26 protein-coding genes and 1 tRNA gene are annotated in these 23,342 nt (G+C 57.5%); 14 read left to right on the top strand and 13 right to left on the bottom strand.

Annotated elements, in window-relative coordinates:
* Positions 1 to 42 precede the first annotated feature (42 nt).
* Positions 43 to 798, bottom strand: a complete 756-nt coding sequence (locus ACG74X_RS12365; RefSeq protein WP_411235165.1) for a class II aldolase and adducin N-terminal domain-containing protein — start codon at positions 796 to 798, stop codon at positions 43 to 45.
* A gap of 30 nt (positions 799 to 828) precedes the next feature.
* The gene (locus tag ACG74X_RS12360; RefSeq protein WP_411235621.1) at positions 829 to 1,248 is read right to left on the bottom strand and encodes a glyoxalase; all 420 of its coding nucleotides are present in this window, start codon (positions 1,246 to 1,248) and stop codon (positions 829 to 831) included.
* Between the two features lie 99 nt (positions 1,249 to 1,347).
* Here ACG74X_RS12360 and ACG74X_RS12355 point away from each other — a divergent pair, with 99 nt between their 5' ends.
* Both ACG74X_RS12355 and ACG74X_RS12350 read left to right on the top strand, forming a co-directional pair.
* Positions 1,348 to 2,832: an AMP nucleosidase gene (locus tag ACG74X_RS12355; RefSeq protein WP_411235163.1), complete on the top strand. Its 1,485-nt coding sequence runs from the start codon at positions 1,348 to 1,350 to the stop codon at positions 2,830 to 2,832.
* 185 nt (positions 2,833 to 3,017) lie between these two features.
* Positions 3,018 to 3,305, top strand: coding sequence for an HU family DNA-binding protein (locus tag ACG74X_RS12350; RefSeq protein ID WP_411235161.1), 288 nt, complete (start codon positions 3,018 to 3,020; stop codon positions 3,303 to 3,305).
* A 58-nt stretch (positions 3,306 to 3,363) separates the two neighbouring features.
* Here the strand turns inward: ACG74X_RS12350 and mnhG are convergent, their stop codons facing one another.
* From mnhG to ACG74X_RS12310, 8 genes are read right to left on the bottom strand one after another with little or no spacing between them, the layout of a single operon-like run.
* Entirely contained in the window at positions 3,364 to 3,714 is a 351-nt protein-coding gene (mnhG, locus tag ACG74X_RS12345) for a monovalent cation/H(+) antiporter subunit G (RefSeq protein ID WP_411235160.1), read from the bottom strand.
* On the bottom strand, positions 3,711 to 4,007 hold the full coding sequence (locus ACG74X_RS12340) for a monovalent cation/H+ antiporter complex subunit F (RefSeq protein WP_411235158.1): 297 nt from the start codon (positions 4,005 to 4,007) through the stop codon (positions 3,711 to 3,713). Before ACG74X_RS12340 ends, mnhG begins: the two co-directional genes overlap by 4 nt.
* Entirely contained in the window at positions 4,007 to 4,486 is a 480-nt protein-coding gene (locus ACG74X_RS12335) for a Na+/H+ antiporter subunit E (protein ID WP_411235156.1), read from the bottom strand. The genes ACG74X_RS12340 and ACG74X_RS12335 overlap by 1 nt, the downstream gene beginning before the upstream one ends.
* Positions 4,483 to 5,979 (bottom strand): Na+/H+ antiporter subunit D, encoded by a 1,497-nt coding sequence (locus ACG74X_RS12330; protein ID WP_411235155.1) that lies wholly within the window; start codon positions 5,977 to 5,979, stop codon positions 4,483 to 4,485. The genes ACG74X_RS12335 and ACG74X_RS12330 overlap by 4 nt, the downstream gene beginning before the upstream one ends.
* Entirely contained in the window at positions 5,976 to 6,338 is a 363-nt protein-coding gene (locus ACG74X_RS12325) for a Na+/H+ antiporter subunit C (protein WP_411235154.1), read from the bottom strand. The genes ACG74X_RS12330 and ACG74X_RS12325 overlap by 4 nt, the downstream gene beginning before the upstream one ends.
* Positions 6,338 to 6,757: an MnhB domain-containing protein gene (locus tag ACG74X_RS12320; protein WP_411235152.1), complete on the bottom strand. Its 420-nt coding sequence runs from the start codon at positions 6,755 to 6,757 to the stop codon at positions 6,338 to 6,340. Before ACG74X_RS12320 ends, ACG74X_RS12325 begins: the two co-directional genes overlap by 1 nt.
* Positions 6,754 to 9,012 carry a putative monovalent cation/H+ antiporter subunit A gene (locus ACG74X_RS12315; RefSeq protein WP_411235150.1) on the bottom strand — a complete coding sequence of 753 codons (2,259 nt, stop codon included), beginning with the start codon at positions 9,010 to 9,012 and terminating at the stop codon, positions 6,754 to 6,756. The genes ACG74X_RS12320 and ACG74X_RS12315 overlap by 4 nt, the downstream gene beginning before the upstream one ends.
* Positions 9,012 to 9,983, bottom strand: coding sequence for a universal stress protein (locus ACG74X_RS12310; protein ID WP_411235149.1), 972 nt, complete (start codon positions 9,981 to 9,983; stop codon positions 9,012 to 9,014). The genes ACG74X_RS12315 and ACG74X_RS12310 overlap by 1 nt, the downstream gene beginning before the upstream one ends.
* A 105-nt stretch (positions 9,984 to 10,088) precedes the next feature.
* Between ACG74X_RS12310 and ACG74X_RS12305 the strand changes: the two genes are divergently transcribed.
* Positions 10,089 to 11,024, top strand: a complete 936-nt coding sequence (locus tag ACG74X_RS12305) for a LysR substrate-binding domain-containing protein (protein WP_411235148.1) — start codon at positions 10,089 to 10,091, stop codon at positions 11,022 to 11,024.
* Between the two features lie 173 nt (positions 11,025 to 11,197).
* On the opposite strand, the gene ACG74X_RS12300 is transcribed toward ACG74X_RS12305, so the two are convergent.
* Together ACG74X_RS12300 and ACG74X_RS12295 are read right to left on the bottom strand one after the other, a co-directional pair.
* Positions 11,198 to 11,273 (bottom strand) — tRNA-Ala (locus ACG74X_RS12300).
* A gap of 67 nt (positions 11,274 to 11,340) precedes the next feature.
* Positions 11,341 to 11,655, bottom strand: coding sequence for a TIGR02300 family protein (locus ACG74X_RS12295; protein ID WP_411235147.1), 315 nt, complete (start codon positions 11,653 to 11,655; stop codon positions 11,341 to 11,343).
* A gap of 177 nt (positions 11,656 to 11,832) precedes the next feature.
* Between ACG74X_RS12295 and ACG74X_RS12290 the strand changes: the two genes are divergently transcribed.
* Positions 11,833 to 12,453 (top strand): M48 family metallopeptidase, encoded by a 621-nt coding sequence (locus ACG74X_RS12290; RefSeq protein ID WP_411235146.1) that lies wholly within the window; start codon positions 11,833 to 11,835, stop codon positions 12,451 to 12,453.
* 33 nt (positions 12,454 to 12,486) lie between these two features.
* Entirely contained in the window at positions 12,487 to 13,137 is a 651-nt protein-coding gene (locus ACG74X_RS12285; protein WP_411235145.1) for a GntR family transcriptional regulator, read from the top strand.
* A 26-nt stretch (positions 13,138 to 13,163) separates the two neighbouring features.
* On the opposite strand, the gene ACG74X_RS12280 is transcribed toward ACG74X_RS12285, so the two are convergent.
* Positions 13,164 to 14,003 carry a universal stress protein gene (locus tag ACG74X_RS12280; RefSeq protein WP_411235144.1) on the bottom strand — a complete coding sequence of 280 codons (840 nt, stop codon included), beginning with the start codon at positions 14,001 to 14,003 and terminating at the stop codon, positions 13,164 to 13,166.
* A 201-nt stretch (positions 14,004 to 14,204) separates the two neighbouring features.
* Here ACG74X_RS12280 and ccoN point away from each other — a divergent pair, with 201 nt between their 5' ends.
* The 9 genes from ccoN (at position 14,205) to ccoS (ending at position 23,317) form a co-directional block, all read left to right on the top strand.
* Positions 14,205 to 15,815 carry a cytochrome-c oxidase, cbb3-type subunit I gene (ccoN, locus tag ACG74X_RS12275; RefSeq protein WP_411235143.1) on the top strand — a complete coding sequence of 537 codons (1,611 nt, stop codon included), beginning with the start codon at positions 14,205 to 14,207 and terminating at the stop codon, positions 15,813 to 15,815.
* Positions 15,816 to 15,828: 13 nt separating this feature from the next.
* A complete protein-coding gene (ccoO, locus tag ACG74X_RS12270; RefSeq protein ID WP_411235142.1) occupies positions 15,829 to 16,557 on the top strand; it encodes a cytochrome-c oxidase, cbb3-type subunit II in 729 nt (242 codons plus the stop codon).
* Positions 16,558 to 16,569: 12 nt separating this feature from the next.
* On the top strand, positions 16,570 to 16,755 hold the full coding sequence (locus ACG74X_RS12265) for a cbb3-type cytochrome c oxidase subunit 3 (RefSeq protein ID WP_411235141.1): 186 nt from the start codon (positions 16,570 to 16,572) through the stop codon (positions 16,753 to 16,755).
* On the top strand, positions 16,752 to 17,630 hold the full coding sequence (gene ccoP, locus ACG74X_RS12260) for a cytochrome-c oxidase, cbb3-type subunit III (RefSeq protein ID WP_411235140.1): 879 nt from the start codon (positions 16,752 to 16,754) through the stop codon (positions 17,628 to 17,630). The genes ACG74X_RS12265 and ccoP overlap by 4 nt, the downstream gene beginning before the upstream one ends.
* Before the next feature lie 445 nt (positions 17,631 to 18,075).
* Positions 18,076 to 18,942: a LysR substrate-binding domain-containing protein gene (locus tag ACG74X_RS12255; protein WP_411235139.1), complete on the top strand. Its 867-nt coding sequence runs from the start codon at positions 18,076 to 18,078 to the stop codon at positions 18,940 to 18,942.
* 118 nt (positions 18,943 to 19,060) lie between these two features.
* On the top strand, positions 19,061 to 20,476 hold the full coding sequence (gene ccoG / locus ACG74X_RS12250) for a cytochrome c oxidase accessory protein CcoG (protein WP_411235620.1): 1,416 nt from the start codon (positions 19,061 to 19,063) through the stop codon (positions 20,474 to 20,476).
* Complete coding sequence (locus ACG74X_RS12245; protein WP_411235138.1) at positions 20,476 to 20,937, top strand: FixH family protein; 462 nt, start codon at positions 20,476 to 20,478, stop codon at positions 20,935 to 20,937. Before ccoG ends, ACG74X_RS12245 begins: the two co-directional genes overlap by 1 nt.
* 3 nt (positions 20,938 to 20,940) lie before the next feature.
* The gene (locus ACG74X_RS12240; RefSeq protein WP_411235136.1) at positions 20,941 to 23,130 is read left to right on the top strand and encodes a heavy metal translocating P-type ATPase; all 2,190 of its coding nucleotides are present in this window, start codon (positions 20,941 to 20,943) and stop codon (positions 23,128 to 23,130) included.
* Positions 23,131 to 23,158: 28 nt separating this feature from the next.
* Positions 23,159 to 23,317, top strand: coding sequence for a cbb3-type cytochrome oxidase assembly protein CcoS (ccoS, locus tag ACG74X_RS12235; protein ID WP_411235134.1), 159 nt, complete (start codon positions 23,159 to 23,161; stop codon positions 23,315 to 23,317).
* Positions 23,318 to 23,342 lie beyond the last annotated feature (25 nt).

The following is a 23,342-nucleotide window of genomic DNA, read 5'->3' as shown; positions in this document are numbered from 1 at the left end:
CAGTTGGGGTCGGCCGTCAAAAATGCAAGCAGGCTTCTGTGCTCAGGCGGCGTAATCTGACCCTTCTGCATCCAGAATGGCTTTCAATTCGGCCAGATGTCGAAGGTCCTGTTCGGGATAGGTTTCAAGTTCCCGCGCGGTTTTTTCCGCGATGTCATCGGACAACACATTCAGCGGCATTCCGGTTTGCAATGCGCGGATATAGGTTTCTGCCGCGCGTTCGAAATAATAGAGCCGGTTGAACGTATCGGCGACACTGTCGCCAATCACCATAACCCCGTGATTGCCCATGATCATGACTTTTTGTTTGGGATCGGTCAGCAATTGTGCGCAGCGTTCGCCTTCTTCTTCAAACGCCAGGCCCCCATATTGCGTGTCGACCACGTAGCGGTTGAAAAAGGTCGCACAATTCTGGTCGATCGGGGGCAGTTTCGGATCCTGCAAACAAGCCAGAACAGTGGCGTGGATCGAGTGAACATGCATTGCACAGCGCGCATGGGCGCAATGCCGGTGCAATCCGCCATGCAACCCCCAGGCCGTGGGGTCCGGCGCGTTGGGGCCATTCAATGTCTCGGGGTCGTTTGCATCGACAATGATCAGATCGCTTGCCTTGATCCGGGCGAAATGCATCTGGTTGGGGTTCATCAGGAACCGCGTGCCGTCCTCGTTGATGGACAGGCTGAAATGGTTGGCCACGGCTTCGTGCATGTTCAGCCGTGCCACCCAGCGAAACGCTGCAGCCAAATCCACGCGTTCTTGCCAGTGATCCATATTTGGTGCCAATTGCGTGACGGTCATTGATGAGCTCCTGACTAAAAAGGGCGCGCGTTATAGCGGGCGAGACGGAATCCATGCGTAGCCATCGTCGCAAAGCAGATAGCATTCGCGCAGGCCATGCGGTTTGTTGGTTGGTGGCTGTAGAACGGTAAAGCCCGCGGCGTCGGCCAGATCATGGGCGCTGTCCGGATCGGTGTCGTATAGCCGAATTTCAATTCCAGCCCCGCGTGGCGGGTTTTCAGGCACCAGACCCAGCAACGGGTTTTCGGCATAGGTCGCATCCGCATGAAGTTGAAACACATCCTTGCCGTAGGACATGATGGCGAAATCATCCGTGACGCGATGCGCCGTCATTCCAAAAACCCGGACCAATTGTGCCGAGAGGCCGCGGACATCTCGGGTGAGGATATTAAGGCCGATCCCCGTCAGGCTGGCGCCAAACGCCTCTGGCGAAACTGTTTCATAGTCCATACGCGGTGTCGTGCCTTTCGCTGATCCGGGCAGCTTGATCCTGCGCCGTGGACCTGTCAACCTGACTGTCAGGCAGGCAAAAATGAAAAAGGGCATCGTATGCAGGACCGTTCGATCAATTTGGATGTCGTCAGTCCGGATACATCCGCCCCCGAGCGGTTCGATAACCCGAAAGCCGCTGTTGATCGGCTCTGTGCGCTTTATACGATGGCGACGGATTTTCTGTGCAAGACGTTCCAGACTGCGATGCAACAAGGCCATCCGGGTGTCCGGTATCGCGCGTTTTATCCTGAAATTCGGATCACAACGACAAGCTTTGCCAAGGTCGACAGCCGTCTGAGTTTCGGCCATGTGTCGCATCCGGGCACGCATGCCGCCACGATCACCCGCCCGGATTTGTTTCGCGCCTATCTGGAACAACAGATAAGTCTGTTGATCGAAAACCACGGTGTTCCGGTTGAAATTCGCGTGTCCGAAACGCCGATGCCGGTGCATTTCGCCGTCGCCACCGAACCAGAGATCCTGGTGCCGCAGGAAGGTGCGGCCGATTTCATCCTGAGGGACGTGTTTGACGTTCCCAACCTTGCGACCACAAATGACGATATCGTCAACGGTGTTGCCCAACCCGGACCAGACGGGGCAGAGCCGCTGGCGCTTTTCACAGCCCAACGTGTGGATTATTCGCTGGCGCGGCTGTCGCATTACACCGCGACCGATGCCGAGCATTTTCAGAACCATGTGTTGTTCACCAACTATCAGTTCTACGTGGCCGAGTTCGAAGCCTATGCCCGTGCGCAGCTGGCTGATCCGGACAGCGGCTATGTCAGTTTTGTCAGCACCGGCAATGTCGAGATCACCGATCCCGACGCGCCGATCCCTGCGGCCGATAAAATGCCGCAGATGCCGACATATCATCTGACGCGCAAAAACGGGGCGGGCATTACGTTGGTGAATATTGGCGTCGGGCCGTCAAATGCCAAAACCGCGACCGACCATATTGCCGTGCTTCGCCCACACGCCTGGATCATGGTGGGTCATTGCGCCGGATTGCGGAATTCGCAAAGCCTGGGCGATTTTGTTCTGGCTCACGCCTATCTGCGCGAGGATGGCGTGCTGGATGATGACCTGCCGGTTTGGGTGCCGATCCCGGCGCTGGCGGAAATCCAGATTGCCCTTGAACGTGCTGTCGCCGCCGAGACACAGCTGGACGGGTACGACCAGAAACGTGTGATGCGCACAGGCACGGTGGCCAGTGTCGACAACCGAAACTGGGAATTGCGGGATCAGCATGGCCCGGTGCAGCGTCTTAGCCAAAGCCGCGCCATTGCGCTGGATATGGAAAGCGCGACAATTGCGGCGAACGGATTTCGCTTTCGTGTTCCCTATGGCACGCTTTTATGTGTCAGCGACAAGCCATTGCATGGCGAGTTGAAACTTCCTGGCATGGCGTCGGATTTCTACAAAACACAGGTGGCCCGGCACCTGATGATCGGCATTCACGCCATGGAACAGCTGCGTGAGATGCCGCTTGAACGCATCCATAGCCGCAAATTGCGCAGCTTTGAGGAGACGGCGTTTCTCTGACCGATTCTCGGAAATCTGCGATGACGCAGCTGCATTTCGCCCTGTTGGCTCGCGAAACCTGTGGAAAAGTGCCGAAAGACGCGAAAATCCCTTGTTATTAGGCCACCAGCCGTTGTGTTCTTCCGCAATATACGGTTAGTTTTCCGCCATGTGGCCCAAGATCGGGCAGTGAAGGAGACCACGAAATGGCAAAACCAATGACAAAGACCCAGCTTGTGGCCGCTCTGGCCGAAGAGATGGGTAGCGACAAGAAGACCGCAAGCGCCGCGTTGGACGCAGTGACCGGTATCATCACCAAGGAAGTGTCCGGCGGTGGCGCAGTGACGCTTCCGGGCGTCGGCAAGATTTATTGCCGCGAACGCCCAGAGCGTATGGTGCGCAACCCGGCCACCGGTGAGCAGTTCAAGAAAGACGCGGACAAGGTGGTCAAGATGACCATTGCGAAGGCTCTGAAAGACAGCGTCAACGGGTAACCCAGCACATCACGCGACCAAAAACGACAGTAAAGCCGCCCCGACAAGGGCGGTTTTTTTATGTGTCGACGTTTTTCAGGGGAAGGTTTTCATCCAGATCATCCTTGGCGACACCATTGGTGTTCCAAAGGGCAACACCCGTTGAAATCACCGAGCGCCCGATCATATGCGCGCCAATCGGCGCGGTCAGCAGCAGAAACAAAATGACCGCGATGGCCCGAATGATGATCTCGGAGGTGCCGAAATAGACAGCGCAAGAGACCATGATCAGCCCGCAGGCCAATGTTCCGATTTTGGTCGAGGCGTGCATCCGGATCAAAACATCCGGCATCCGCAGCAGGCCAAGCGCGCCGATCACCGCGAAACCGCTTCCTGACAGGATCAGCAGACCTGTAATTGTCTCGGTCATTGCGGACCTCCTTCTTTTGCGCGGGCTGTGTTGCGCTCGGCAAAGCGCGCCAAGGCGACCGTCGCAAGAAAGCCGACCAACGCAAGCACGAGGGCTACGTCAATAAAAGCAGACGTTTCGTACCGGATCGCCGCAAGCCCACAGAAGGCCACGATGGATACGGTCATCATATCCAAAGCCACGACACGATCTTGCAGGCTGGGCCCTTTGACCAATCGGACAAAGGCAATCACAACCGACAACACGATCAGCATGAACCCAAGTTCAAGCGAGATTTCCAGAAACGATCCCATTATACGTCCTCCACTGCATCAATGACCCAACGCTCCATCCCGTCCTTGAGGCTGCGCCGGAGCGCGTCGTGGTCGTCGGCGAACATGGCATGCACCAACAGGGTTTTGCGATCTTCGCTGACATCAAGGCTCAGAGTGCCGGGCGTCAGAGAGATCAGGTTTGTCACCAGCAGAATACCGGCATCGGTTTTGACGTCGAGCGGCACTTCGATCAGGGCTGGACGGGACCGGTGCCTTGGGGTCAGCACATCCATCGCGACCGCGAAGCTTGAGACAAACAGCTCGTAATGAAACATCACAATCAGCTTGATCCAGGCCGTGACGCGCCGGAAATAGGTGCTGGTGCCAATCAAGGGCTGGATCAACCAAAGCGCGCCGTAGCCGATGACAAAGCCCGTGAGCACACCCGTCAACGACACCGTGCCGGTAAAGGCAACCCAGGCAAGCGCAAGGATCAGGTTCAGGCCAAAGGCGTTCATGGCTGCTCTCCCAGAACTGCGGTGATATAGGCGGTCGGGTCCAGCAATTGCGCCGCGGATGCTTCGGCAAACTGCACAAATGCCTCGGGCATCGTGCCAATGATCACCGTCAGAACAGCCAATCCAGCGATAGGGATCAGAAAGGCGGCCCGATCCCGCGACGACAGCGAAGACAATTTCGGCTCAATACCATCGGGATGGGGTTCCCAGAACGCCTGCGCCCAGATCTTGGTCATGGAATAGATCGTCAGCAGCCCGACGGCCAACGCGACAAAGGCGATAAACCATGCCTGAATATCGAGCGCCGCTTTCACCAGCAGGAACTTGGCCCAAAACCCCGACAAGGGCGGAAATCCGGCCAGCGAAAAAGCGGGCACAACAAAAAACAGCGCCAGAAGAGGGGCTGATTTGTAAAGCCCACCAATGCGGCCAAGCTCTGTTGCGCCTGCAATCCGCTGCGCAACACCCGCGATCAGGAACAGGTTCGCTTTTACCACGATATGGTGAACAAGATAAAACACAGCCCCGACAAGAGCGAGCGGCGTGAACAGTGCAAGACCAAGGATCATATAGCCAATCTGGCTGACGATGTGAAACGACAGGATCTTGCGCATATCGCTTTGCGCCGCAGCCCCCAGAACACCGACAACCATGGTAAACCCGGCGACCCAAAGCAGGATCGTATGGGTAAACGCGGTGTCATGATCAAAGACCAGCGTGAACATGCGGATCAGGGCATAGACTCCAACTTTGGTCAGCAATCCGGCAAAGACAGCCGACACCGAAAAAGCCGGAGTGTGGTAAGATGCGGGAAGCCAGAAAAAGAGCGGAAACACCGCAGCTTTGACGCCGAAGGCAATCATAAACAGCACCGCAACAATGGTCAGCAAGCGCTGGTCTGCATCATCCACAGCTGTCGCCAAATCGGCCATGTTAAGCGTACCGGTCATACCGTAAATCAAGCCGATGCCGGTCAGGAACATGATCGTCGAGATCAGGTTCAGCGCCACATATTTCACGCCACCGTCGATCTGTTCGGGCCGCCCGCCAAGGACGAGAAGGCCAAAGGACGCGATCAGCATCACCTCGAACCAAACATAAAGGTTGAAAAGGTCACCGGTGACAAAGGCACCGACAACACCCGCGATGAGCATGTTGAACAAAGCGTGGTAGCCAAGACGCTCCATCTTTTCGTCGACATCGGCCAACGCATAGATCGACACGGCAACCGCCACGATGGCGGTGATCAGGACCATGACCGCCGACAAAAGGTCCGCCACCAGCGTGATCCCGAACGGGGCGGCCCATCCGCCCATCTGGCCTGCGATCACGCCGTCTTGCAGAACGGTTGACATCAAGACAAGCGACGCCAGCAAAAGCAGGCCAGACCCGAAGATCGAGATCCAGCGCCCGGCTGATTTTTCGCGGGTGAGGAATGTTGCGACTGCGGTCAGAAACGGAATCGCGATAGGAAGTGCGAGAAGCCAGCTCACTTACGTGCCTCGTCTGGTTCGGCAAGACGCATGTCGTCCGGCGTGAGGGAATTCAACGATGTCCACGCCCGGAAGACGAGGACAATCGCAAAGGCAAACAGACCAAAGCCGATGACGATTGCCGTCAGGACCAAAGCCTGAGGCAAGGCGTTGGCGACAAATCCAATCGGCGCATTTGACCCTTCGGGGATCAACGGGGGTGCCCCGTCGGTCAGGCGGCCTGCCACAAAAATAGTCAGGTTGGCCGCATTGGAAATCAGAACCAGCCCAAAGATAAAACGCAGCAGGTGATTGGACAGCATCAGATACACAGACGACGCCACCAAAACCCCGATGGTTATGGCAAAAAGAACCTCCATCAGATTTCCTCCTCCATGGCGAAGACGAGGGTGAGGACGGACCCGAAGACCACGAGGTAGACACCAATGTCGAAGACCAGAACCGACGACAGCGGCAGGCCCTTGTCATCGTTGGTGGCCCCGATGAACAGCCATTGCCCGGTGAACAGCGCGTCACCGAACACGGCGGCAAACAATCCGGCGGCAAGGGCAATGCCCAGCCCCCAAACCGCGATGGTTTGCGGCAGCACGCGCAGCGCCTTTCGCGCCTCGCCGACGCTGCAGCCGATGGCATATAGAACAAAGCCCGTGGCCCCTGTCAGCCCACCGATGAACCCGCCGCCGGGTTCGTTATGTCCGCGCAGCATCATGTAGACGGAAAACACAAGTAGCAGACCGGCAAGATAGGATGTCCCGGCCCGCAGGATCACGGAGTTCATGTTTCATCTCCTTTGCGGGTGGTGCGCAAAAGGGCGTAAGCTGACAGCGCAGCAATCACGACCACGGCGATCTCTCCAAATGTGTCAAGCGCCCGGAAATCCACGAGGATGACGTTCACGATGTTGCGCCCATAGGCTTCAGGCCAGCTTGTCGCTTCGAAATACTCGGTCAGGCGCAGATCCAAAGGTGTCGAAACAACCGCAATCAGGATCAGGCTGACTGCCGCGCCAACCGCACCCGACAAAAGCGCGTGGCTTAGGCGGAATTTGATTTTGGGCAGAGATGGCAAACGCAGCATGACCACGGCAACCAGAACAACGATCAGCGTTTCAACCAACAGTTGGGTGATCGCCACGTCAGGTGCGCTGAACACGATAAAGACCAGCGCGATACCAATCCCGACAACACCTAATGCCGCAATCGCCGCGATGCGAGAGTTGGTGAACAATGTCAGCATGGCACCTGCGGCAATCAGCAGCGCAATGGACGTATGTTTCCATTCCACATCCGACAGATCGACAGCGATACTTGGCAGGCCGGTATAACCAAACGTTAACAGGATGCCTGCCGCGATGGTCAGGAACGTGGCGTAGATATAGCTGGACAGTTTCCCATTCTGAACAAGCCGGGTCTGCCATGCGGCAAAGCTTTTCAGTCCGGCCAGGAATTGATCCCATCCCCGATCGAGGTTTGGAATGGCGTTGAACACCCGTATAAGAGCCGAACGGATCTGGACATGAACGGCATAGATGACCAGGCCCAGCACAAATGTCGCGATGCTGAGAACAAGCGGGATGTTCACTCCGGCCCAAAGCGTCAGCTCTTTCGCCTCTTCAATCTCTCCGGTCAGGGACAGGACCATCGGGTTGATGAGCGCTGTCTGAAGAAGATCAGGGTAGATGCCGAAAAGCGCCCCAAAGCTTGCCAGGATCACCGGACCAGCCAGCATTTGCCAAGGGGCCTCTTTGGGGGATTGACCGGCGGGAACGCTGCCGCGCCAGAACGGTCGGAACGCCACAACACCCGCCACCGCCAGCATCAGCGCATTCGCTAAAAGTACGGCCCCCGCGACCAGAATAGGCTCTGATGCCACCGCAATGGCCCCGGCATATTTCAGCTCTTTGCCGATAAACCCAAGGAATGGCGGAAACCCGGCCATCGACATGGCGGCAATCGCCGCCGCAATCGTGGTGATCGGCATCACCCGAGACAACCCGCCCAGTTGATCGGTTTCGCGCGTGCCAGTGGCCTTGTCGATGCAACCGACGATCAGGAAAAGCGATGCTTTATAAAGCGAGTGCACAATCAGAAACGTCGCAAACGCCGTCATCGCGTAGCCGGATTCCTGACCCAGAAACAAGGTCAACGTTCCCAGCGCCATGAGGGTCGTGTACGCCAGGGCTTGTTTCAGGTCCGTTTGCCGAAGCGACAGGAAGCTTGCAAAAACTGCGGTGATGGCTCCGAAGATGGTCAGTGTCCACAGCCAGACATCCGTTCCGGACATTGCCGGATGCATCCGGGCCATGACATACACGCCCGCTTTGACCATCGTGGCAGAGTGCAGGAACGCGCTGACCGGGGTAGGGGCGGCCATCGCATTGGGAAGCCAGAAATGGAACGGCACCTGCGCCGATTTGGTGAATGTGCCCGCCAACAGCAGGATCAGGATCGGAAGGTAAAGGGCATGCGCCTTGAGCGCGTCCTTCATGGTGATGATCTCTGAAATGCTGGACGTGCCGGTGATTGCGGCCAACATGATCAGCCCCGCCAAAAACGCCAGCCCTCCGGCCCCGGTGACAAACAGGGCTTGCAACGCGTTGCGGCGGCTTTTTTCGCCCTCATGCGAAAACCCGATCAGCATGTAGGATGTAAAGGTGGTCAGCTCCCAGAACACAAAAAGCAGGATCAGGTCATCGGCCAGCACTAGACCCAGCATCGACACCATGAACGCGGTCAGAAACAACGCGAAGCGGGCGTATTGCGGGTGCCCTGCCAGATAGGTGTTCGAGTAAAGCAACACCAATGTGCCAATTCCCGAGATCAGCAGGGAAAATGTCAGGCTTAGCCCGTCGACCAGGAAGGCAAATTCGATGCCAAGCGACGGAATCCACGGTATCGCGTAGCGAATGACCTCGGGCACGGCGATGGTTGGCACCAAGGATACAAAATAAACGAAAAGCGCGGCAGAAAAGAGGATTGGAACAATCCCGACCCATCCGTTGCCGCGCGCGGTCGATGTTATACCATCTGGCATCAGTTGCTGCGTCCTTCTTCGCCGGAATCCACGGGTGAGACAAAACCGTCGGCTTTGACCGTCAGTACGGAACATGTCACATGATTGAGGATTGTTTCTGCGGTGTTACCGATAAAAAGCCCGGCCACGCCGGTGCGTGCCAATGTGCCCATGACAATTGTGTCGATGCCCTCGGCAGAGACGTGTTCGGTCAGGGCGTCCGCGGCAATACCCTTGATGTGCAGAACGCGCATGATGTCGTCGAATTCGGAAAAATCCGCGATCAGTTCGCGAAGCCGCTCTTTGCTGTCTTGATGTTCCTGATCCACAAGGCGATTGATGTCTGCTGCCGGGATATTGGCCAAGCCGTGGCGCAAGGTGGCTTCTTCCTGTAATCGCCAGACATTCACAACGTCGAGCTTGGCACCGTCATTGCGGGCCAGCGATGTCGCAAGTTTCAGAATGGTCCGGTTTAGTGTGTCGCGTGTCTGGTCCTGCGGGGCCGGATCAATGGCGGCCATGATCCGTTGTGACCTGGGCTCTGACCCAGCGTTCAGCACCCAAACAGGGCAGGGGCATTTGCGCAACAGGTGCATGTCGGCACCGGGGAAAAACGGCCGTCCGGCAGCGCGGTGTGCGCCTTTGATCACCAGATCGTGGCGGCCCCGGCTGACCTGACGAATGATCTCGATGAACGGTGTGCCAATCAGGACGTTTGTCTTTACATCGATACCCTGCGCACGCAGAGCCTTTGCACGGTTCTCAAGCTTGCCGCGATGGACAGACACGACAGCCTCTCCGATCTCTTCGTTTCCCAACCCCGGAATTGTGGTGAACAGCTTGGACAGGTTGCTCGCGCCGCCGCTGTCGATGGTGTCAACCAATGTGACAGAAGCCTCGTTCGAGCGTGCCAGCCACCGCACCCGGTCCAGCGCAAGCTCATACGGACTTTGTTCGTCGCACACGAACAAGATATTTTTGAACCGCCGCATACTGCCTGCTCCTTCACCCAAATGTCGACATAGGCTGCAGCGGGTCATTGACCAAATCGAAAATGTAAGTAGTTTTGATAGAGTTTAACTATCAGAAGCGCGATTATGCCAACGATTCAACAGCTCAGATATCTGGTGGCCGTCGCAGATCATCTGCATTTCCGGCGCGCTGCCGAAACGTGCAATGTAACGCAACCGACGCTCAGCGCGCAGATCAAGGATCTTGAGGTGCGGCTTGGAACAACGTTGGTCGAAAGAAGCCGGTCCAAAGTGATGATGACATCCACCGGCAAAGAAATTTCCGAACGCGGTCGCAGGATTTTACGCGAAGTCGCTGAAATCCACGGAATCGCAAAATCGCAACAAAGCGTGTTGTCGTCGGTGATCCGGATCGGGGTTGTGCAATCGGTGGGTTCGTATTTCCTGCCGCTTGTCATTCCCGATCTGCACGCCCAATATCCCAAACTTGGTCTTTATGTCCGCGAGGGATTGCCGGATGTGCTTTTGTCCGGGCTGGAGGACGGGTCGCTGGACCTTTTGTTCTTTCCCTTGCCTCTCAACCGAATTGAACTTGAGGCACAATCCCTGTTTCGTGAGCCAATTCAAGTGGTTGTGCCTGTCGATCACAGATTGGCGAACGAGCCGGAAATTGATCCTGCGATGCTCAAGGGAGAAACCATATTGTCGCTCGAACCGGGGCATAAGCTCTATGAACTGGTGCGAAAAATCTCTGACGATTATGGGGTCGAACTGTCTCACGATTATGAAGGCACCAGCCTTGACACCCTGCGCCAGATGGTGGCGACGGGCATGGGTGTGTCCCTGATGCCAGCGCTTTACGTCAAATCCGAAGTGACCCATCAGGATCTGGTCGTGGCACGCCCGTTTCGCGGCACTCCGCCGTCGCGGACCATCGGGATGATCTGGCGCAAAGGCACATCGCGCGAAGATGAGTTTCGCCTGCTGGCCGAAATTATATGCGCGACCCTCAGCGACCGCGCCCCGGAAATCACCGTTCTGGGGAATGTGTCCCGGCGATAATACGTGCCCCCTAAAATCGGGCCGGGCTGTTTTCGGGCAAGCGCTTTGCGCCTATTCAGAATCGATAATAACGGCCCTGTTGATCTGCTGGAGCAAACGCGCCTGAACACATGACGCAACACGCCCGGCCAAGCTCTGGCACGGCGTTCCATTCATTTCACGAAAAAGGGAATTGGTGGAGCCTAGGGGGATCGAACCCCTGACCTCTTGCATGCCATGCAAGCGCTCTCCCAGCTGAGCTAAGGCCCCGTTCTGCGCGTTGGATTACGCAAAGCCGGGGGCGGGATCAAGCATGATTCCGCCCCTCGGCAAGAAATTAATCGTCGTCTTCTGCGGCAACGTCCGCAATTTCGTCCAGCGAGACGTTATCATCCTCGTCGTCGTCGAGCACGTCGTCATCTTCGAGTTCGACATCGACATCATCTTCAAGAACATCCGCCTCTTCCGTTTCGTCGGTTTTGGCCTTGCTCTGACGGTCGGCGGCGTCTGCCGCGATCATGCGGGTTTTGCCGGTGTCAACCTCGACCACCTCACCGGTGTAGGGGCTGATGATCGGGTCGCGGTTCAGGTCATAAAAACGCTTGCCGGTTGTCGGGCAAAGACGTTTGACGCCCCATTCTTCTTTGGGCATGGGAGATCCCCTTTAATTGCGTGGTCATATCGACAATCTGCGCCAACTGCCATAACACCGAAGCAGTGTCAAAGGCTTTGCGACTTGGATTTGATAGAGCGGGATATGGGCGTCAGAACTCTACCGGACAACCCCGGAATTCCGCTTAAGCTGCGTAAAAATCCGCGGGCCCGTCGGATGACCCTGCGGATTTCCCGCGTTGACGGGTCGGTGACATTGACGATTCCGCGTGGAGTCAGCGAACGCGAAGCAATGGCGTTTGCCGCTGAAAAGCAGGATTGGGTGCTGGGTCATCTTTCGCAACAGGCGGAACACATTCTGGTCGGCCCGGGGCAGTCGCTCACAGTGTCAGATGTGCCGCTTCAGCTGATCCAGGGCACATCCAGGCGGCTTAGGGTCGTGGGGCAGGTCATTGAAGTGCCAGACCCATTGGACACAGGCCGCAGGCATCTTCTTGCCTGGCTCAAGGAACAGGCGCGCGCCGAGCTGGTTCGCGCATCAGACCTCTATTCACAGAAGCTGGGCAAGCCTTACACGCGGCTGACCTTGCGGGACACGCGGTCGCGGTGGGGGTCGTGTTCCTCTGCCGGTGCATTGATGTACTCTTGGCGTCTGGTTCTCGCGCCGCGCTTTGTTCTGGAATATGTGGCGGCCCACGAGGTGGCGCATCTGGCCGAAATGAACCACTCGCCCGCGTTCTGGCATGTGGTCGAGCAGCTGTACGGCCCACATCAAGAAGCGCGCGTCTGGCTGCGGCATGAAGGCCCACACCTTCACAGATACAGGTTTGAGGCTTGACGGCTTTGGGTCGTGTGATCACGGTTCGGCACCATGAGCGTTGTTCACCGTCCGACCGAACCCAAATTGTCCGCGCATGATCGTGTGTATCGCGGCCTGCGCAACCGGATCATGTTTGGCAAAATGTCACCGGGCGAACATCTGACGCTGCGCGGGATCGGCAAGGAATTCGAGGTGTCCATGACGCCTGCGCGCGAAGCGGTTCAGCGTTTGGTGGCAGAAGGGGCCTTGTCGATGTCGGCGTCCGGGCGTGTGTCCACGCCAGAGCTGTCGAATGATCGCATCGAAGAGCTGGCCGCGTTGCGGGCACTGATCGAAGTAGAATTGGCCAGCCGGGCGCTGCCAAGGGCGCATCTGGCGTTGATTGATCGACTTCAGGCGATCAACGGAACAATCGCCGATGCGGTATCGAATCGGGATGCGGTTGGATACATCCGCACCAACCTTGATTTTCACCGAACATTGTATCTGCGCGCACAGGCACCGGCCATGCTTGCCATGGCCGAGACAGTCTGGCTGCAGCTGGGGCCGACAATGCGGGCCTTGTATGGCCGATTGCGCCGCACCGAGGCACCGCAATTTCACCGGCTGATCATCTCTGCCCTCAAGGCCGGGGATGAACCCGGCCTTCGTTTGGCTGTGCGATCCGATGTCACACAGGGATTGCGTTTGTTGACCGGTTAGGCCCTGTGCCGGGCCCTGATCCGCCCTTAATGCGCCATCAGAACCGGCACTTCGGATGTTTCCAGCATGTTTCGTGTGGCACCGCCCAAAATGGCCTCGCGGAAACGCGAATGACCGTAGGCCCCCATCACAACAAGATCCGCATTCATATCGGTCACATGACGTCGCATCACATCCGACACGCGCGGCATGGTCTTTGACAGGACATCAATTTCCACTTTGACCCCATGACGCGCCAGATACTGCGACAGCTGGCCACCGGGATCAGAGCGGTTGGGTCCGTGTTTTGGAGGGTCGATCACAACAATATGGGCGGTCTGGGCCGATTTGAGGAAGGGCAGCGCACTGCGGATCGCGCGAAGAGCCTCGGCGCTTTCGTTCCAGCCAATCGCAACGCGCTCGGGGATTTTCAGGGCTTTGCCATTCGCCGGAAGCACCACAATCGGAGACTGGCCCTCAAACAATGCGCCCTCGACCACGGGCTCAAGCTCGACGCCACGGTCTTCGCCATAGGGTTGCGGGGCAATTGCAAGATCGGCAAACCGGGCATGAGACGCGACAAAGCGCGCAATATCCGCCAACTGGCACACCGCATCGGTCACCCGAAACAGCAGGCCCGTTCCTTCAAGCTGCTCTTTAGCGATTTTTGTCAGCTCCAATGCCTCGTCGCGGGCCTGGTTCAGCGTTTCCTGAAGCACCGCTGCATTCATTCCGGCATAGTAATAGCCAGTTTGTGTGCGATCCACGCCAAGACACACAACATCTAGATGTGCTTCCAAAGCGCCCGCCATGTCAGCGGCTTGGGCGATGGTGTCCTGAAGATGTGATTTGTCCGTGACAATTGCGAGAATTGTTTTGAAAGACATGGTTGTTCCCTCGTCTGAAATAGTCCTCACGGCAAAGCTTCTGCCTTTCTTGGCGTGTCCGCTTTGATACCGGTCAACAAACTGCGCAAAATCTATTGATGCAGATCAAGGATAGCTTTGGCCAGATTCCCCATTAAGGCCCCAGTCTAACAACCGCCTGCGCGGCACTCGAATCGCGCGGGTCAGACGAAGGGACGAAAAATGTTGAACTATATCAAGCTGATCGCGCTCGGTTTGATCACGCTTTTTGCGATGATCGCCGCCAGTTATGCGCGCGATTTGGCCTATCAGGTTCATGCCATTCTTATCATGGCGGTATCTGCTGGGCTGTTTCTTTGGACGCTGCGCAACACGGATGAACCCGTGCCTGCTGCCGTTCTGGAAACAAGTTACATGGACGGTGTTGTCCGCTATGGCGTTGTGGCAACGGCATTTTGGGGTGTGGTTGGGTTCCTTGTCGGAACCTTTATTGCGTTTCAACTCGCGTTTCCGGCGCTCAATTTTGAATGGGCACAGGGCTATGCCAACTTTGGTCGCTTGCGTCCGCTGCACACATCTGCGGTGATTTTTGCATTCGGCGGCAACGCGTTGATCGCGACATCGTTTTACGTGGTTCAACGGACAAGTGCGGCGCGGCTATGGGGCGGGAACCTGGGGTGGTTCGTGTTCTGGGGCTACAACCTGTTTATTGTGCTGGCGGCCACCGGTTATCTGCTCGGGGCGACCCAGTCCAAGGAATATGCTGAACCCGAATGGTATATCGACCTTTGGCTGACGATTGTCTGGGTGGCCTATCTGTTCGTCTTCCTTGGCACGATCATCAAGCGCAAAGAGCCGCATATCTATGTGGCCAACTGGTTCTTCTTGTCCTTCATCGTCACCGTGGCGATGCTGCATATCTTCAACAACCTCAGCATTCCTGTCTCGATCTTCGGGTCTAAATCTGTGCAGGTCTTTGCAGGTGTTCAGGATGCGATGGTGCAGTGGTGGTATGGCCACAACGCAGTTGGCTTCTTCCTGACCGCCGGTTTCCTGGGCATGATGTACTACTTCATTCCCAAGCAGGCCGAACGCCCTGTCTTTAGCTACAAGCTGTCGATCATTCACTTCTGGGCGCTGATCTTCCTGTATATCTGGGCCGGTCCACACCACTTGCACTACACCGCGCTGCCCGATTGGGCGTCGACGCTGGGTATGGTGTTCTCGATCGTGCTGTGGATGCCGTCCTGGGGTGGGATGATCAACGGCCTGATGACGCTGTCTGGTGCTTGGGACAAGCTGCGCACCGACCCGGTGATCCGGATGATGGTGATCTCGCTTGGCTTTTACGGCATGTCGACCTTTGAGGGCCCGATGATGTCGATCCGCGCGGTGAACTCGCTGTCGCATTACACTGACTGGACCATCGGTCACGTGCATTCCGGCGCGCTTGGCTGGAACGGCATGATCACCTTTGGGGCGCTGTACTTCCTGGTGCCGAAGCTGTGGAACCGCGAGCGGCTCTATAGCCTGAGCATGGTCAGCTGGCATTTCTGGCTCGCCACCATCGGCATCATTCTCTACGCGGCCTCGATGTGGGTGACCGGGATCATGGAAGGCCTGATGTGGCGTGAAGTTGACGCAAACGGTTTCCTTGTGAACAGCTTTGCCGACACCGTAAGCGCCAAATTCCCGATGTATGTTGTGCGGGCCTTGGGGGGCGTCATGTACCTCACCGGTGCTCTCATCATGTGCTACAACCTGTGGATGACTGTAAAGCGCAGCCCGGCCAAAGACGCCGTGACCAGCTCTACAGCCGTCGCGGCCGAATAAGGAGGCTTGGACAATGGGTATTCTTGACAAGCATAAGGTCATTGAAACCAACGCGACGTTGTTGCTGATCTTTAGCTTCCTTGTCGTGACCATCGGCGGGTTGGTGCAGATTGTGCCGCTCTTCTACCTCGAAAACACCATCGAGGAAGTGGAGGGCATGCGCCCCTACACGCCGCTCGAACTGGCCGGACGGGATATCTATGTGCGCGAAGGCTGCTATGTGTGCCACAGCCAGATGATCCGCCCGATGCGCGACGAGGTCGAGCGCTATGGCCACTATTCGCTGGCCGCAGAGTCGATGTACGATCACCCGTTCCAGTGGGGGTCCAAACGGACTGGGCCTGACCTTGCCCGCGTGGGTGGCCGTTACTCGGATGATTGGCATGTCGACCACCTGCGCGACCCGCAATCGGTGGTGCCGGAATCCATCATGCCAAAATACGGCTATCTCGAAGCGACCTTGCTGGATGGTGAATATGTCGGCGATCTTCTTGCGGCCAATGCATTTGTCGGCGTTCCCTACACGGACGAGATGATGGAGGCGGCGCAGTCTGATTTCCTTGCCCAGGCCAACCCGGATAGCGACTATGACGGTCTTTTGGAACGCTATGGCGCAGCCGTCAACGTGCGGAACTTTGACGGGCAGCCCGGTGTTTCAGAAGCAGATGCTCTGATTGCATATCTTCAGATGCTGGGCACGTTGGTCGATTTCTCGACCTTCACTCCTGACGCAAACCGATAGGAGGAAGACACAATGGAAACCTATTCTTTTCTCCGTGAATTCGCCGACAGCTGGATGTTGCTTGTCTTGTTTTGCTTCTTTGTGGCGGTGATCCTGTGGGTCGTCCGTCCAGGCAGCAACAAAACGCACCGCGATTCCGCCGACATCCCGTTTCGCCACGAAGATAAACCCGCCGAATCCAAGGAGGCGAGGCAATGAGCGACAAGAACGACGACGATCTTGATTATGAAACCACTGGTCACGAGTGGGACGGGATCAAGGAATACAACAAACCGTTGCCCCGTTGGTGGCTGTGGACATTCTATGCCACGATTGTCTGGGCGGTACTTTACACGATCGCCTATCCCGCATGGCCCGGCATTCGCGAGGCAACGCCTGGCTTGCTTGGCTATTCGACCCGTGGCGAAGTTGCCCAGGACATTGCCCGCTTTGAAGACGCCAATGCCGGTATCAACACGCAGTTGGCTTCGGTCGAGTTGACGGCGATCGCGGATGATCCGGAGTTGACGCAATACGCTCAGAACGCAGGCGGGGCCGTATTCCGGACCTGGTGCGCGCAATGTCACGGATCGGGTGCCGCAGGGGCAGAAGCCTCGGGATATCCGAACCTTCTTGACGATGACTGGCTGTGGGGGGGCGATATCGAAAACATCCACGCCACCATTGCACATGGAATCCGCAACGAAAACGATCCTGACGCGCGCTATTCTGAAATGCCCGCCTATGGAGAGCTGTTCGAAAGCGAAGAGATCGACCAAGTGGTCAATTATGTGATGTCGCTGTCCGGAGAGCCGCAGGATGCAACGCAAGTTGCGGCGGGCGAAGAGCTGTTCCTCGACAATTGTGCGGCATGTCATATGGATGACGGCACCGGAGACCGCTGGCAGGGGGCACCAAATCTGACGGATGCCATCTGGCTCTATGGCGGGGATTACGACACTTTGGTCGAAACAGTGACCTATTCACGCTTTGGCGTGATGCCGTCTTGGGCCGACCGCCTGAGCGAAGCCGAGGTGCGCGCGGTGTCTGTCTATGTGCACGGTCTGGGTGGCGGCGAAGCCACACCCGAATAACGTGATACGATATATCTTTCGGCCTTCGGGCCGAAAGACTTTGCCCTGATGCTGTCACCGCTTTGTCCGGTTTGAAACATCACAAAATTCTATTCAAAACCCATCCAATCAGGCCGCGCCGGTGCCGTGGTATCACGCGGCTTCGCGCCGTTTTCGCGTACCAGAGACAGGGGCGCTGATAGACCACCGGATCAATCATTTCCAATCCTCCCAGCGTTTCGGCGCGGTTTTGGTGCCGATATCTTTGCGATCCCATGAACGGTTGACGTCACGGTGATACCGGTCGGGGGATATGCCGGTCGCTCGAAAGTAAGTCCTTGCAAGTAAATTGAACATATTGGTGTTCCTCGATGTTGCGGGCCATGCGCTATACTTGCGGTTTTGCGATTTTCATTCGAGTCAGGGATATATCGTTTATGTAAATTGAGCTTACATGATAAACTGGATGAATCTGCCGTCCCTGTCCGCGTTGCGCGCGTTTTGTGCCTTTGTGCAAACCGGATCGGTCGCGGATGCGGGGGCGGCGTTGAATGTCAGTCACGCCGCTATCTCGCAGCAATTGCGAGGGTTGGAGGCGCATCTGGGCATACCGTTGTTTGACCGCTCGAATCGCGCGCTGGAATTGACGCCGGACGGGGCCGACCTTGCGCGCGCGTTGCAAGATGGCTTTGGGCGCATCGCGGCCGGGGTCGAGGCGGTATCGGCCAGCGAAGCAGAGCGCGCGCTGAATGTCGGCTGCACCCCAACTTTTGCCGCCGCTTGGCTTATGCCGCGGCTGGCAGGGTTTCAGGCCGAACATCCCGGCATCGACATGATGATCAATCCCAGCCCGCTTTTGATGGACCCGTCGCCGGGCGGGATCGACGTGGCCATCCGCTATGGCACTGGCGGATGGCCCGGATTGGACAGCGCACCCTTGATGTCAGCCCCCATCGTTGTTGTCGGGGCACCATCGCTTTTCGGCAGCACGCTGCCGCAGTCGCCCCTCGACTTGATCCGTTTTCCGTGGCTGGAAGAGCTGGGCACCAATGAAACCTCGTCCTGGTTGGCCGCCAAGGGACTGAAAGACCACAAGGTTCTGTCTCGCACGCAGGTTCCCGGAAACCTGATGATTGACGGGGCGCGCAATGGTCAGGGCATCGCTGTCACCACACGAATCGCGGTGGCCGAAGACCTTGATGCTGGGCGGCTGATCGCTGTTTTCGAAGACCGACGGGATGCGGGCTATCACATTGTCACCAAACCAGGCGTGCACCGTCCGCCGCTCAAGGCGTTTTTGCGGTGGCTGCGGCAAGAAGGATCGAAAACCTGACTTAAAGATATAGAATTTGATGCAGGTCAAAGTCTGGCGCGGTCTGGCCTGAAAGAACACACTCAAGCCAATCCGAGTCTCAGGAGCCTTTCGTCTCGTGTCGCAGTCAGAAAATCAGATGCCGCCAAGCCTTTACGCAGCGCGCGAACCGATCTTTCCCAAAAAAGTTTCGGGGAACTTCAGAAGCCTGAAATGGGTCATCATGATCGTCACTTTGGGCATATATTACGTCACACCCTGGTTGCGGTGGGACCGTGGGCCACAATTGCCGGATCAGGCGGTTCTGGTGGATCTTGCCAACCGACGCTTTTTCTTTTTCTGGATCGAGATCTGGCCGCATGAATTTTACTTCATTGCCGGACTTCTCATTATGGCGGGGCTGGGGCTGTTCCTGTTTACATCGGCGCTTGGGCGCGTCTGGTGCGGCTATGCCTGCCCGCAGACCGTATGGACCGACCTGTTTATCGCGGTCGAGCGCTGGATCGAAGGCGACCGCAACGCGCAGCTTCGGTTGCACCGTCAGAAAAAAATGGATTTCCGCAAGGTGCGATTGCGCCTGTCCAAGTGGACGATCTGGTTTTTGATCGCTCTGTCGACGGGCGGGGCATGGGTGTTCTACTTTACCGATGCGCCGACCTTGCTGGTTGATCTGGTGACCGGACAGGCGCATCCAGTTGCCTACACCACGATGCTGGTCTTGACCGCCACGACCTTTTTCTTCGGCGGGTTCGCGCGCGAACAGATCTGCATCTATGCCTGCCCCTGGCCCCGTATCCAAGCCGCGATGATGGACGAGGACACATTGACCATTGGCTACCGCGAATGGCGCGGCGAACCGCGCGGCAAGCATCGCAAGGGTGACCAGGCGGAACAGCTGGGCGATTGTATTGATTGCATGGCCTGCGTGAATGTCTGCCCGATGGGGATCGATATTCGTGACGGGCAGCAAATGGAATGCATCACTTGCGGTCTGTGTATCGACGCCTGCGATGATATCATGGAGAAAATCGGCAAGCCTCGGGGGCTTGTAGACTATCTTGCATTGTCGGACGAACCGCGCGAACGCGCGGGCGAGACCGCCCGGTCGCCTTGGTTCCACATATTCCGGTTGCGCACGATGATGTATACCGGTCTTTGGGCGCTGGTTGGTGTCGGGCTGGTGTTTGCGTTGTTTATCCGCCCGGATATCGAACTGAGCGTGGCACCCATCCGTAACCCGACCTTCGTGACATTGTCCGACGGGTCGATCCGCAACACCTATGATGTGCGCTTGCTGAACAAACACGGCGAGGACCGTCCGTTCCGCGTGTCGATCACCGGTCATCCTTCGCTGCGGGTACAGCTTGAAGGAACGCCATATGAAACCGTATCCGTGCCCGCGAACCAGACGTTCCTGCAGCGCGTCTATGTGGTTGCGCCACCCAGCTCTGATCCGGCGCGCGACGAACGCACAGACATCCGGTTCTGGGTTGAAGACCTGACCAATGGTCACCGCGCGCACAAAGACAGCATCTTCAACGGGAGAAGCAACTGATGGCATCTGAACGCAAATTGACGGGCTGGCATGCGCTGGCAATTTTCGGAGGCTGCTTTGCGGTGATCATCTCGGTCAATCTGTTCTTGGCATACTCCGCCGTTTCGACCTTTCCGGGACTTGAGGTAAAAAACTCTTACGTGGCCTCGCAAAGCTTTGATGATCGGCGTGCCGGGCAGGAAGCCCTGGGTTGGACTGTCGAGGCCGAAGCCAAAGGCGGGCTGCTGATCCTGAGTATCAGGGACGCCGAAGGCCGCCCTGTGCAGGCCGGGTCTTTGGACGCGGTTCTGGGGCGCGCGACACATGTTCAGGACGACCGAACTCCGAAATTTGCCTTTGACGGCCAAGCCTATGTCGCGCGCGAAACTCTGCGTCCGGGCAACTGGAATATCCGGATGAAGGCCGTCGCGCTGGACGGAACCGAATTCGAACAGCGCGTCGTTCTGCACGTCGAGAGTTAAGCCATGACCGTCGCAATGCGTCCTCCGGCTTCGGCCTGTCCCGCATGTTCTGCCGCGCCCGCCGCCGAGGCGGTGGCCGAGGCCGCCATGCCCAAAGAGGTCAATATTGTCCTGTCCCTGCCGTCGATCCACTGCGCCGCCTGCATCTCTGGCGTAGAGCGGACGTTGACAGCGCAAAAGGGCGTTCTGGGCGCGCGTGTCAACCTGACCCTGAAACGGGCACAGGTCGAGGCCACACCGGATCTGACGGCGAACGATCTTATCCGCGTTCTGGACTCTGCCGGTTTTGAAGCACATGAACTGGACGCAACCGCCCTGCGCGCGACCGAGACCGACAAGGCGGGTCGCGATTTGCTGATGCGGCTGGCTGTCGCCGGGTTTGCCGCGATGAATGTCATGCTGTTGTCGGTCGCCGTCTGGTCCGGCGCAGACGGGCCGACCCGCGACATGTTCCACTGGATATCTGCCGCGATTGCATTGCCAACTATCGCGTTTTCGGCGCAACCGTTTTTCAAACACGCCTGGACTGCGTTGCGGGCCGGGCGGCTCAACATGGATGTGCCAATTTCGTTGGCCATTCTCTTGGCGGTCGCCACCTCGCTTTGGGAAACGTCACTGTCGGGCGAACACGCCTATTTTGACGCGGCAATCACGCTGACCTTCTTTTTGCTGGCCGGGCGCTATCTGGACCACCGCACCCGCGCGGCGGCCCGTTCTGCAGCCGAGGAATTGGCAGCGTTGGAGGTTCCGCGCGTGGCCCGGCTGTCGGGTGACGGAACAGAAGAGCAGGTCGCGATGTCCGAACTGGTCATTGGTGATCTGGTTCTGGTCCGCCCCGGAGGCCGGATGCCAGTTGACGGCGACATCGTTGACGGGCAGTCCGAGCTGGACCGATCATTGCTGACCGGCGAAACGCGCCCGATTTATGCAGGCCCCGGCCAAAGCGTGAGCGCGGGGGAAGTGAACCTGACCGGGCCTTTGACCATTCGCGCAAGCGCGGTGGGGCGGGATACATCGCTGCACCGCATGGCGGATCTGGTCGCGGTCGCGGAATCCGGTCGGTCTCGGTACACGTCTTTGGCTGACAAGGCGGCCAAGCTGTATGCGCCGGGTGTGCATATCTTGTCAGCACTGGCATTTGTCGGCTGGTATTTTTACACATTCGATCTGCGCACGGCGCTCAATATTGCCGCGGCTGTGCTGATCATCACCTGTCCCTGCGCATTGGGTCTTGCGGTGCCTGCGGTCACCACGGCTGCCTCTGGTCGATTGTTCCGCAAGGGTCTGCTGATCAAGGACGCGACCGCTCTTGAACGTATGGCACAGGTAGACACCGTCGTTTTCGACAAGACAGGCACATTGACGGCGGGTACCCCCGAAGTGACCAATATTGGTGACCATTCATCCCGTAATCTGGGCATCGCGCTGGCCTTGGCCGAAGGGTCGTCACATCCCTTGTCGCACTCCCTGTCGGAGGCCATCTCCGCGACCGGGATCAAGCCAGAGAAAGTCACCGACATTTCCGAACATCCCGGCCACGGCACTCAGGGGCGTTGGAAAGGTCAGACCGTCAGACTTGGTCGCGCAAGCTGGGTCGGCGGCGGAGAAAGCGCTGTCACCTCTGCCTGGTTGCGGATCGGCGATATCGCGGCAGAGCCGTTTTATTTCGAAGACCAGATTCGCGATGGGGCCGAGGCCGTGGTGTCACAATTGCAGCAGGACGGCTATGATGTTGTTCTGATGTCTGGTGACACCACACCCGCGGTCGAGGCGTTTGCCAACCGTCTTGGGATCAGGAAATGGATTGCCGAAGCGCTGCCCGAGGACAAGGCGGCCAAGATTCAGGATATGACGCAAAGCGGAGCGCATGTGCTTATGGTTGGCGACGGCCTGAATGACACAGCAGCGCTGGCTGGTGCGCATGTGTCGATCTCTCCGGCGTCGGCGTTGGATGCAGCACGGGTTGCCTCGGATGTTGTGCTTTTGGGCAACTCGCTTGAACCGATTTCCGACGCAGTGGCCACATCGCAAAAAGCGATCAAGCGTATTCGCCAGAACTTTACCATCGCAACCTGGTATAACATCATCGCAGTGCCGCTGGCTGTTGCCGGGCTGTGTTCGCCGCTGATTGCCGCATTGGCGATGTCCACGTCTTCGATTACAGTGTCGCTGAACGCCCTGCGCCTCAGGTAATCGAAATCTCAAGCAACCGGAGCCATAGATGAACGTCCTTGCCTATCTCATTCCCGTATCGCTTATCCTGGGCGGCATCGGACTTGCGGCATTTGTCTTTACGGTACGCGCCCGGCAATATGATGACCCCCAGGGTGCCGCCGAACGCATTCTGTCAGGCGACTACGACGATCATCCAAAAACCTGACGCGGTTCTTAATCGACTGGGTTTC

Source organism: Marivita sp. S0852 (assembly GCF_046591575.1).
Taxonomy (GTDB): Bacteria; Pseudomonadota; Alphaproteobacteria; order Rhodobacterales; family Rhodobacteraceae; genus Marivita.
Note: the sequence above shows the minus strand (reverse complement) of the source record. Positions and strands in the feature narration are given on the sequence as shown.

Bases quoted from the DNA above. Each gene is read 5' to 3' on its own strand.
- ACG74X_RS12365 (WP_411235165.1), bottom strand. From the start codon at position 798: ATGACCGTCACGCAATTGGCACCAAATATGGATCACTGGCAAGAACGC.
- ACG74X_RS12360 (WP_411235621.1), bottom strand. From the start codon at position 1,248: ATGGACTATGAAACAGTTTCGCCAGAGGCGTTTGGCGCCAGCCTGACG.
- ACG74X_RS12355 (WP_411235163.1), top strand. From the start codon at position 1,348: ATGCAGGACCGTTCGATCAATTTGGATGTCGTCAGTCCGGATACATCC.
- ACG74X_RS12350 (WP_411235161.1), top strand. From the start codon at position 3,018: ATGGCAAAACCAATGACAAAGACCCAGCTTGTGGCCGCTCTGGCCGAA.
- mnhG (WP_411235160.1), bottom strand. From the start codon at position 3,714: ATGACCGAGACAATTACAGGTCTGCTGATCCTGTCAGGAAGCGGTTTC.
- ACG74X_RS12340 (WP_411235158.1), bottom strand. From the start codon at position 4,007: ATGGGATCGTTTCTGGAAATCTCGCTTGAACTTGGGTTCATGCTGATC.
- ACG74X_RS12335 (WP_411235156.1), bottom strand. From the start codon at position 4,486: ATGAACGCCTTTGGCCTGAACCTGATCCTTGCGCTTGCCTGGGTTGCC.
- ACG74X_RS12325 (WP_411235154.1), bottom strand. From the start codon at position 6,338: ATGGAGGTTCTTTTTGCCATAACCATCGGGGTTTTGGTGGCGTCGTCT.
- ACG74X_RS12320 (WP_411235152.1), bottom strand. From the start codon at position 6,757: ATGAACTCCGTGATCCTGCGGGCCGGGACATCCTATCTTGCCGGTCTG.
- ACG74X_RS12315 (WP_411235150.1), bottom strand. From the start codon at position 9,012: ATGCCAGATGGTATAACATCGACCGCGCGCGGCAACGGATGGGTCGGG.
- ACG74X_RS12310 (WP_411235149.1), bottom strand. From the start codon at position 9,983: ATGCGGCGGTTCAAAAATATCTTGTTCGTGTGCGACGAACAAAGTCCG.
- ACG74X_RS12305 (WP_411235148.1), top strand. From the start codon at position 10,089: ATGCCAACGATTCAACAGCTCAGATATCTGGTGGCCGTCGCAGATCAT.
- ACG74X_RS12295 (WP_411235147.1), bottom strand. From the start codon at position 11,655: ATGCCCAAAGAAGAATGGGGCGTCAAACGTCTTTGCCCGACAACCGGC.
- ACG74X_RS12290 (WP_411235146.1), top strand. From the start codon at position 11,833: ATGACCCTGCGGATTTCCCGCGTTGACGGGTCGGTGACATTGACGATT.
- ACG74X_RS12285 (WP_411235145.1), top strand. From the start codon at position 12,487: ATGAGCGTTGTTCACCGTCCGACCGAACCCAAATTGTCCGCGCATGAT.
- ACG74X_RS12280 (WP_411235144.1), bottom strand. From the start codon at position 14,003: ATGTCTTTCAAAACAATTCTCGCAATTGTCACGGACAAATCACATCTT.
- ccoN (WP_411235143.1), top strand. From the start codon at position 14,205: ATGTTGAACTATATCAAGCTGATCGCGCTCGGTTTGATCACGCTTTTT.
- ccoO (WP_411235142.1), top strand. From the start codon at position 15,829: ATGGGTATTCTTGACAAGCATAAGGTCATTGAAACCAACGCGACGTTG.
- ACG74X_RS12265 (WP_411235141.1), top strand. From the start codon at position 16,570: ATGGAAACCTATTCTTTTCTCCGTGAATTCGCCGACAGCTGGATGTTG.
- ccoP (WP_411235140.1), top strand. From the start codon at position 16,752: ATGAGCGACAAGAACGACGACGATCTTGATTATGAAACCACTGGTCAC.
- ACG74X_RS12255 (WP_411235139.1), top strand. From the start codon at position 18,076: ATGAATCTGCCGTCCCTGTCCGCGTTGCGCGCGTTTTGTGCCTTTGTG.
- ccoG (WP_411235620.1), top strand. From the start codon at position 19,061: ATGCCGCCAAGCCTTTACGCAGCGCGCGAACCGATCTTTCCCAAAAAA.
- ACG74X_RS12245 (WP_411235138.1), top strand. From the start codon at position 20,476: ATGGCATCTGAACGCAAATTGACGGGCTGGCATGCGCTGGCAATTTTC.
- ACG74X_RS12240 (WP_411235136.1), top strand. From the start codon at position 20,941: ATGACCGTCGCAATGCGTCCTCCGGCTTCGGCCTGTCCCGCATGTTCT.
- ccoS (WP_411235134.1), top strand. From the start codon at position 23,159: ATGAACGTCCTTGCCTATCTCATTCCCGTATCGCTTATCCTGGGCGGC.